This window comes from Acinetobacter sp. YH12155, assembly GCF_013418255.1.
In the GTDB taxonomy this organism is placed as follows: domain Bacteria; phylum Pseudomonadota; class Gammaproteobacteria; order Pseudomonadales; family Moraxellaceae; genus Acinetobacter; species Acinetobacter indicus.
On record NZ_VPCK01000038.1, the window covers coordinates 1 to 9,570 of the forward strand.

8 protein-coding genes, 1 rRNA gene and 1 pseudogene are annotated in these 9,570 nt (G+C 44.2%); 9 read left to right on the forward strand and 1 reads right to left on the reverse strand.

What is annotated here, in order from left to right; genetic code table 11:
* The 9 genes from rrf to hisC form a co-directional block, all read left to right on the forward strand.
* Positions 1-99 (forward strand): 5S ribosomal RNA (rrf, locus tag FTU86_RS13320); the annotation flags it as partial.
* Positions 100-353: 254 nt separating this feature from the next.
* Positions 354-1,577, forward strand: coding sequence for an esterase-like activity of phytase family protein (locus FTU86_RS13325; protein WP_180048586.1), 1,224 nt, complete (start codon positions 354-356; stop codon positions 1,575-1,577).
* A gap of 145 nt (positions 1,578-1,722) precedes the next feature.
* The gene (locus FTU86_RS13330; RefSeq protein ID WP_127798820.1) at positions 1,723-3,174 is read left to right on the forward strand and encodes an RNA polymerase factor sigma-54; all 1,452 of its coding nucleotides are present in this window, start codon (positions 1,723-1,725) and stop codon (positions 3,172-3,174) included.
* A 175-nt stretch (positions 3,175-3,349) separates the two neighbouring features.
* Entirely contained in the window at positions 3,350-3,682 is a 333-nt protein-coding gene (gene hpf / locus FTU86_RS13335) for a ribosome hibernation-promoting factor, HPF/YfiA family (protein ID WP_005179935.1), read from the forward strand.
* Positions 3,683-3,818: 136 nt separating this feature from the next.
* A complete protein-coding gene (gene ibaG / locus FTU86_RS13340; RefSeq protein ID WP_005179933.1) occupies positions 3,819-4,070 on the forward strand; it encodes a BolA family iron metabolism protein IbaG in 252 nt (83 codons plus the stop codon).
* A 7-nt stretch (positions 4,071-4,077) separates the two neighbouring features.
* Positions 4,078-5,334 (forward strand): UDP-N-acetylglucosamine 1-carboxyvinyltransferase, encoded by a 1,257-nt coding sequence (gene murA, locus FTU86_RS13345; RefSeq protein WP_180048585.1) that lies wholly within the window; start codon positions 4,078-4,080, stop codon positions 5,332-5,334.
* Positions 5,334-6,035: an ATP phosphoribosyltransferase gene (gene hisG / locus FTU86_RS13350; protein WP_005179926.1), complete on the forward strand. Its 702-nt coding sequence runs from the start codon at positions 5,334-5,336 to the stop codon at positions 6,033-6,035. The genes murA and hisG overlap by 1 nt, the downstream gene beginning before the upstream one ends.
* Positions 6,036-6,219: 184 nt before the next feature.
* Positions 6,220-7,521 carry a histidinol dehydrogenase gene (gene hisD, locus FTU86_RS13355; protein WP_168398540.1) on the forward strand — a complete coding sequence of 434 codons (1,302 nt, stop codon included), beginning with the start codon at positions 6,220-6,222 and terminating at the stop codon, positions 7,519-7,521.
* A gap of 99 nt (positions 7,522-7,620) precedes the next feature.
* A complete protein-coding gene (hisC, locus tag FTU86_RS13360) occupies positions 7,621-8,709 on the forward strand; it encodes a histidinol-phosphate transaminase (protein WP_180048584.1) in 1,089 nt (362 codons plus the stop codon).
* Between the two features lie 122 nt (positions 8,710-8,831).
* Here the strand turns inward: hisC and FTU86_RS13365 are convergent.
* Positions 8,832-9,443, reverse strand: a pseudogene (locus FTU86_RS13365) (chorismate-binding protein); the annotation flags it as partial.
* Between the last annotated feature and the right edge of the window lie 127 nt (positions 9,444-9,570).

The following is a 9,570-nucleotide window of genomic DNA, read 5'->3' on the forward strand; positions in this document are numbered from 1 at the left end:
AGAGTGAACCACCTGATCCCTTCCCGAACTCAGAAGTGAAACCTCTTAGCGCTGATGGTAGTGTGGGGTTACCCATGTGAGAGTAAGTCATCGCCAGCTCATTAATTCAAAATCCCCCTAGCTTAAACAGCAGGGGGATTTTTTTATGCTTTTAATAAAGTTAAAGAATTATAAGTCCCAGAAAAGTATCTAAGCATCATGATCAAATAAATAGAAAGACAAGTATTCGGTCGCAAAAACAGGTCTTTAAATTGTCACTGAATCATCCCAACACTGTCATTTTTTCTTGTTTGAATGGTTTCCCCAATTGCTATTTTTAAACTTTATGAAAAAAAAGATCTATTGGCCTTGTTATGGCCGCTGTGTTGGGTTTGAACGGATGTAATGATTCTGATGAAAAGACGCAGGTGACGCCTATACCCTTGATCAATGAGCCAACTTTGGTGGCTTTTGCAAAACTGGATGTGGCCACCTATGCAGAAGGACCAGATTCCGGTGCATATATGACCGGTGCAAACGGAATTTTGCCGCCATTTTCTGGGCAGCCTGTGCAAGGTTTTTCGGCTGCTTTAAAAAATAATGATGGGACTTATCTGGTGATGTCTGACAATGGTTTTGGCACGCAAGATAACTCGGCTGACTATCTGCTGCGTTTGCATGTGATTCAACCGACCTTTAGAACAAAAATAGCAACTAACACTGAAGTGAAGCATTTAAGTTATGTGCAGCTGCGTGATCCGAATAAACTCATTCCCTTTTCTATTGTCCATCAAGATACTGCCGAACGTTTGTTAACCGGGGCGGATTTTGACCCGGAATCGATGCAGCGTGCACCGAATGGCGAGATCTGGATTGGGGATGAGTTTGGACCCTATTTACTGCATTTTTCTGCCGACGGTATATTGCTGAGTCCACCAATTCCATTACCGAATCCACTGAATCCGGCGCAAGAGCTGCGTTCACCTCAGAATCAGTTCAATAAAGAACAGCTGAATTTTGTTGAACCACTGGTACAGCGTAGCGGTGGTTTTGAAGGCATGGCGATCTCTCAAGATGGAAAATATCTGTATCCGCTGTTGGAAAAGCCATTACTGAACGATAGTTCTAATCGTTTAATCGTGTCTGAATTTGATTTGGCAAAAAAAGCCTATACAGGCAAATATTATTATTTTCCATTGCATACTAGCGCTACCGCGATTGGTGATTTTCAGCTGTATAGCCCGACTGAAGGAATTATTATTGAACGGGATGATAGTGAAAACGATCTGCTGGGCTATAAAAAGCTGATTAAAGTCACGCTCAGCACCGCTGGTCAGAATATGCAGAGAGAAGATCTGGTCAACTTGATGGATATTGCCAATCCGGATTTACTTTATGGCACTGCGCGAGCGGGTGATATTGCGACCGGTGAGCATTTTGGTTTTCCGTTTCAGACCATTGAAGATATTGTCATTGAAGGTCCGGACCTGATTACTGTGCTGAATGATAATAACTTTCCAGGTTCAAGCGGGCGAAATGCCAATCTGGCCGATGATAATGAAATTATTCAGATTCGTTTGCCAAAAGCATTGTTCTAAATTTATCCGCAATTACAGAAGGTCACCTCGGGTGGCCTTTCTTTATGAAAATTTTTTTGTATATTTTTTAATAAAAGCATGCTATAAAAATTAAAACAGGCATAAAAATTGCTTATAAAACGCGGTATTAAAAAAGGTGGGTAGTATGAAGTTATCAGTGGGATTAAAAGTTGCCAACTCCCTGTCATTGACACCCCAGTTGCAACAGGCCATTCGTTTACTTCAATTATCAAGTTTAGAACTTGAGCAAGAAATTCAATTACAGCTCGATAGTAATCCATTATTAGAGAAAGTTGAAGAACAGGCCGATGTTGAGAGTCTGTCAGCGGCAGATACAGATCGTGATCAAAAAGATTTAACCAATGAATTAAATGCCGATCATCTGCCAGATGATTTACCGGTCGATACCGACTGGGATGATGTTTATACCCATCAGCCGACCAGTTTAGGTACGCCAGAATATGAAGAGCGTGAAGATAACCGTCAGGGTGTACTGGGTTTAAAAGAGCATATGCTGGAGCAGATTAACCTGCTGCATTTTTCTAAAATTGACCAGCTGATTGCTTACTGCATTATTGATTCTCTGGATGATAAGGGCTTTCTGGAAAGCGATATCAGCGAGATTACTGCTTCGGTCCAGCATCTGCTCGATTCGATGGAGTATGAAGACAGCATCGAAGACGATGAAGTGCTGGTGGTGTTGAAACATATTCAACGGCTGGAGCCGGTGGGGGTTGGCTCGCGTCATCTGGCGGAATGTCTGTTGATCCAGCTGGAAAGTCTGCCGGCGAATACCCCATGCCGTCAGGATGCTATGCAGCTAATGACCCATTATGAGTTATTAATCAGCAATGAAATTCCAAAACTACTCAAGCAGACCGGTTTAAACACCGATCAGCTGAAATGTGCGGTCGAGTTGCTGAAAACCTTGAAACCGCATCCGGGTATGGAGTTTGAAGATAAAGAGTCGGATTATCAGATTCCAGATGTGGTGGTGATGAAAAAAAATGACAGCTGGCAGGTACAGCTGAATCCGGATGTCATGCCAAAGCTCCGGGTTAACTCGTTTTATGCCAATATGATTCGTCGTGCCGATCAGAGTGATGACAATCAGTATTTGCGTAACCAGATGCTGGAAGCCAAAAACTTTATCAAGAGTATTGATGAGCGGCATAAAACCTTACTCAAAGTGGCAACCTGTATTGTTGAGCATCAGCGTACTTTTCTGGAAATTGGCGCAGAAGGCATGAAACCTTTGGTGCTACGCGATATTGCCGAAGAGGTCGAGCTGCATGAATCTACGGTATCCCGCGTGACCACCAATAAATATATGCTGACCCCGCGTGGCCTGTTTGAGTTGAAATATTTCTTTTCAAGTCATGTTGGCACTACATCGGGCGGTGAAGCATCGTCAACTGCGATTCGTGCCAAGATCAAAAAACTGATTGCTGAAGAGAACCTGCGTAAGCCTTTGTCTGATAACGCAATTGCCAATATTTTAAAAGAAGAGGGAATTGATGTGGCGCGACGTACGGTTGCAAAATATCGCGAATCTTTACATATTCCATCTTCTTCTGAAAGAAAAGTCTTGATCTAGTTTTGAAAATCTGCCTATTCTAGAGATTCATTATGACAACATAATGAATCTTTTTTTCTATGAGGATGAGTCAAAATGATTGCATGAAGGTATCACTGAGCAGCAGTTCTGGTCCTGTACGTGAATCATTTTGATGATGACTCGTCTAATCCTAACGAAGGTGAGGGATAGAATTATGCAAATAACAATTCGTGGCCATCATTTATCAATTACACCTGCAATTGAAGAAAATATAAAAGCAAAGTTCGCGCAAATGACCAAACATCTGGATCAGGTCAATAGTATGCAGGTGAAGCTCAGTAAAGATCATCAGATCGATAAGCATTCTAAAAAAGGCAGTGCCAACCATATCGCAGAAGCGATTATCCGTTTACCTGGAACGGAGCTGTTTGCCCAGGCCTGTGCTGATGATATGTATACATCGATTAAGAAAATGTCAGAAAAATTAAAACGCCAATTAGACAAGCATCGCAAAATGCAGCTGGTTTATCAGCCTGTCGCGATTTAGCTGAAACAATCGGCAAAAAGAGGTTTTTAAAAAACCTCTTTTTTTATATATATAATGTATGTGACTAATGAATTATTTTTTTCATTTATAGTAAAATGACCGGTTTTACACCGTTGGTCCTATAAGAGGTCTTGTGATGAATAATGAACAGCTCGCTGAAATTTTAAAAGCTGCTTTTCCAGAGGCAGATGTAGTCGTTAGTGGGCAGGGTGGTAAATTTGATCTTCGTATTGTCGATGATCAGTTTGAAGGCAAACGTCTTGTTGCACGCCAACAGGCAGTGTATGCGCCGATTAATGCCTTGATCGCCAGCGGTGAAGTTCATGCGGTAACAATTAAAGCAATGACCAAAGAAGAATGGCGTAAAGCAAGCTTATTCGGAGCTTAATAAATTAATGGATAAATTTTTAATTCAGGGCGGTATTAAGCTCGAAGGTGAAGTGCGCATTTCTGGTGCAAAGAATGCAGCATTGCCATTACTGGCTGCCATGATTCTGGCCGACTCACCTATTACCCTGACCAATGTGCCTAATCTGAAAGATGTAAACACACTGGTTAAACTCATTGCGGGCCTTGGCATCACTATGTCTTATGAAGGCGATACTGTGGTGGCGGATACCTCGACCCTGAACAACCAGTTTGCACCGTATGAGCTCGTTAAAACCATGCGTGCGTCTATTTTGGTGCTTGGACCGCTATTGGCGCGCTATGGCAGTGCACAAGTATCACTCCCGGGCGGTTGTGCGATTGGTTCGCGTCCGGTCGATCAGCATTTAAAAGCTTTAGAAGCTTTAGGTGCAGAAATCCAGGTCGAAAATGGCTATGTACATGCCAAAGTCGATGGCCGCTTAAAAGGCGGTGAAGTGGTCTTTGATATGGTGACTGTGGGCGGCACTGAAAATATTCTGATGGCTGCCGTGCTGGCGGATGGGGTGACGACTATTCGTAATGCTGCACGTGAACCGGAAATTACCGATCTGGCACAAATGCTGATTAAGATGGGTGCAAAAATTGAAGGCCTGGATACAGATACCTTAGTGGTAACTGGTGTTGAAAGTCTGCACGGCTGTGAATATGCGGTAGTGGCGGACCGGATTGAAACCGGTTCCTATCTGGCGGCGGCAGCTATTACCGGTGGCAAGATTAAAACCACGCATACCGATCCGGCCCTGCTGGAATCGGTGCTAGACAAATTTGAAGAGATGGGCGCAGAAGTCACCCGTGGGGATGACTGGATTGAACTGGATATGATGGGTAAACGTCCGAAAGCGGTGAGCTTCCGTACCTTGCCACATCCAGATTTCCCGACCGATATGCAGGCCCAGTTGATGGCGGTGAACGCTATTGGTCGTGGTTTTGCTACTATCTCTGAAACGATTTTTGAAAACCGTTTTATGCATGTTCCTGAATTGGCACGTATGGGCGCCAATATTCAGGTTGAAGGCAATGATGCTGTGGTAACCGGTGTAGAAAAATTATCTGCAGCACCTGTCATGGCTACAGATTTACGTGCTTCGTTCTCTTTAGTGTTAGCAGCTCTGGCGGCTGAAGGGGAAACACTGATTGACCGTATTTATCATATTGATCGCGGTTATGAAAATGTCGAAGCGAAGTTACAAGGTTTAGGTGCCCAAATTAAGCGAGTAAGTTAATGAGCGATATGAGAAACGATGATCCAAACTTTGACGTAATGGGCAATTTTGATCATGGTTTAACTTTAGCATTAAGTAAGGGACGTATTTTAAAAGAGACACTGCCGCTGCTGGAAACAGCGGGCATTAACTTGCTGGAAGATCCTGAAAAATCCCGTAAGTTAATTTTTCCAACCACCCATAAACAGGTGCGTATTCTGATTTTACGTGCTTCTGATGTGCCGACCTATGTGGAAAATGGCGCAGCAGATTTAGGTGTGGCAGGTAAAGATGTCTTGATGGAACATGGCGCACAAAATGTCTATGAACCATTAGATTTAAAAATTGCCAACTGTAAACTGATGACAGCGGGTAAAGTCGGTATGGTTCGTCCAAAAGGCCGCTTAAAAATTGCGACCAAATATGTGAACCTGACCCGTCAATACTATGCCAGCCTGGGTGAACAGGTTGATGTGATCAAGCTTTACGGTTCGATGGAACTGGCACCGCTGGTCGGCCTGGGTGATTACATTGTCGATGTGGTCGATACCGGAAATACGTTACGTGCCAATGGTTTAGAACCACTGGAAGAAATCTGTAAAGTATCTTCCCGTTTAATCGTCAACAAAGCCAGCTTTAAGCGTAAACAGGCGTTGTTAAATCCGATTATTGCCCAGCTAGAACAGGCTGTGGCTGATCGTGAACAGGCCAAACAGGCGTAAGTTGTTCAAATAAAAGACCGCTCTTGAGAGCGGTTTTTTATGGCGGTCTATGAGAACAGTCCTGTTAATACTTTTCTTCAATTTGAGCAAAAGTAATTTTCCATAAAAGTCCGTGGCCCAATGCGCGATTGATACCCACAAAAGCCTTGAAAACAGGTAAACTAATCTTTTCCATATCAACCTTGTGGGTAAATTGATGCGACGTTTATCGACTCAAGATCAGAACTTCAAGCAGGTGTTTGCTGACTTGTTGGCTTTTGAAACAGTGAGTGATCCAGAACTGTTAAAAACCGTAGACCAAATCATTGCTGATGTCCGTCAGCATGGTGATGCTCATGTTCTTAAATTAACTCAGCAGTTCGATCGACATCCCGCGCATCAATTTTCAGATCTAGAACTGACCCAGGAACAGCTTAAAGCCGCTTTTGATGGATTGAATCGTGAGGTGCGTGAGGCACTGGAGCTGGCTGCAGCACGTATCCGTGAATTCCACCAGGCGCAAAAGCAGGATGGCTGGACCTATGTCGATGCCTTGGGAAATACCTTGGGTCAGAAAGTCACGCCACTGGACCGCGTGGGCATTTACGTGCCGGGTGGTCTGGCATCTTATCCATCTTCAGTACTCATGAATGCAGTGCCCGCGCATGTCGCGGGTGTGCCTGAAATTATCATGGTGGTTCCGGCGCCGAATGGTGAGTTGAATCCACTGGTGCTGGCGGCGGCCTATTTAGCGGGCGTGACACGTCTGTTTACCATTGGTGGTGCACAAGCGGTCGCGGCGCTGGCCTATGGTACAGAAACCATTCCATCGGTCGACAAAATTACCGGTCCAGGTAACCGTTTTGTCGCAGCAGCAAAACGTGCGGTATTTGGTCAAGTCGGTATTGATATGATCGCCGGACCTTCGGAAATTTTAGTTTATGCCGAAGGCGAGAATAATGCAGAGTGGTTGGCGATGGACTTATTGTCACAAGCCGAGCACGATACCGTCGCACAAGCAGTATTCATTACACCGGATGAGGAATTATTGAATGCTGTTGGTGGCTGGATTGAAAAGCACCTAGAAGCATTGCCAAAAGCTGAGATCGCCCGTACCTCGATTGAAAACCGTGGTGCATTGGTATTGGTGAAGGATCGTCAGGAAGCGATTGAGTTGATTAATCAGGTGGCACCTGAACACCTGGAATTATGCATGGATGATCCGCAAGTGATGGCAGAAGATATTCGTCATGCCGGGGCAATCTTTATGGGGCGTTATACCCCTGAAGCGATTGGGGATTACTGCGCTGGTCCAAACCACGTGCTGCCAACCTCAGGTACTGCCCGTTTCTCCTCACCGCTGGGTGTGTATGATTTCCAGAAACGTTCTAGCCTGATCATGTGTTCGCAAGAAGGGGTGAAAACTCTGGCCAAAACTGCGGATGTATTGGCGCAGCAAGAGAACCTGGATGCACATGCGAGATCAGCACGTTATCGTTATCAGTAATTAAAGAAATAGAAAACCTCTCCCTAGCCCTCACTTGCGCTTCATTTTAAAGCTGTGCTTTAAAACTTGCTCAGGAGAGGGAACTTTGAGAATTTAAAAATGAATATCACCACCGAACAAATGCGTTTCTGGAGTCCGGCAGTACGTGAATTAGAACCGTACGTACCGGGCGAACAACCGAAAATCCAGAATTTACTTAAACTGAATACCAATGAAAACCCGTATCCGCCATCGCCAAAAGTGGTGGAAGCGGTGCAGAAAGTGCTGGAAAACTCGGCGGATGCGTTACGTTTGTATCCAGATCCGGATGCCTCCGAGTTAAAACAGGCCATTGCCAAACAGCAGCAGGTGCCGGTCGAGCAGGTCTTTGTCGGCAATGGTTCTGATGAAGTGCTGGCGCATATTTTTAAAGCCTTCTTTGTTCAGGATCTGCCGCTGTTGTATCCGGATATTACCTATAGTTTCTACCCGGTCTATAGCCAGTTTTTTGGGGTCAATACCCAGGTCATCCCTCTAAATGACAATTTTGAAATTGTGGTGGATGATTATAAGCAGCCAAATGGCGGCATTATTATTACCAATCCGAATGCACCAACCAGTATTGATATGGGCCTGGCTGCCATTGAGGAAGTGCTTCAAGCCAATCCAAACTCAGTTGTGGTGATTGATGAGGCCTATGTGGACTTTGGTGCCGAATCTGCGGTCAGCCTGGTAGAAAAATACGAGAATTTAGTGGTATGTCAAACCACATCTAAATCGCGTTCTTTGGCTGGTTTACGGGTCGGTTTTGCGATTGCCCAGCCACATTTAATTGCTGCGCTGGAAGCGGTGAAAAACAGCTTTAACTCTTATCCAATGGATCGTTTCGCGATTGCAGCAGCTGTCGCATCGTTTGAAGATCAGGAATACTTTGAAGCGCAGAACCAGAAAGTGATTGCGAGTCGCGAAACACTGGTAGCTCAGCTGGCTGAGCTGGGTTTTAAGGTATTGCCATCGAGTGCCAACTTTATTTTTGCTTCACTGCCAAGTAAAGACGCGGGTGAATTGGCAGCTGAATTGCGTGAACGTGGCATCATTGTGCGTTATTTTAACAAGCCACGGATTAACCAATTCCTTCGGATCACCGTCGGTACCGATGAACAAAACCAGCGTTTAGTGGATACTTTGAAAAACGAGATTTTGGCTTAAGTGAATCCACCCTAACCCTCCTTTGATAAAGGAGGGAACTCTTCCCTCTAGAAAAGGTGAGAAACAATGGTTCTCAAGGGGAGGGATTCATAAAAAAGAGACTCAATTGAGTCGCTTTTTATTTATTCAGGTGTGTACCAGGTATTGAGTAAATCCAGCATCGCCGAAACCTTATCAAAACATTCCTGATATTCTGCATCACAATCAGAGGCAATGGTAATACCACCACCGGCCCATAACGAAACTTCGTGTTGATATTTTTGAATTGAGCGAATCAGAATATTCCAGGAACCGGTACCATCAAAATTAAAATAACCCATTGATCCGCAATAGGCCCCGCGTGGTGTGCCTTCCAGCTCTTCAATAATCTGCATGGCGCGAATTTTAGGGGCGCCAGTAATCGAGCCGCCCGGAAGTGCAGACAGCAATACATCTAGTGGATTGATCTCTGCTTTTAACGTCGCGGTGATTTCACTCACCATATGATGTACTTGTTTAAATGATTCAATATTGAATAACTTCGGCGTTTTTACTGAACCGGTTTCAGCATAGACACTCAGATCATTACGCAGTAAATCGACGATCATCACATTTTCAGCTTGATCTTTTTCAGAATTTTTTAAGGTCTGTTTAGATTGTTCATCTAATATTGGGTCTGTATAACGTGGCATGGTGCCTTTAATCGGTTTGGTGAGGAGTTGCCGATGAGGCAGAAAATCAATAAATAATTCAGGTCTCTGTACACGACAAATTTCACAGAACCCTTATCCTATCAGGATTCTGCTTTCTTAAAATTGCCAAAATTTCCTTAAACTCTTCTTTTTTCCCAAAACCAATTAAACGCTGAATCGCCATTTGAAC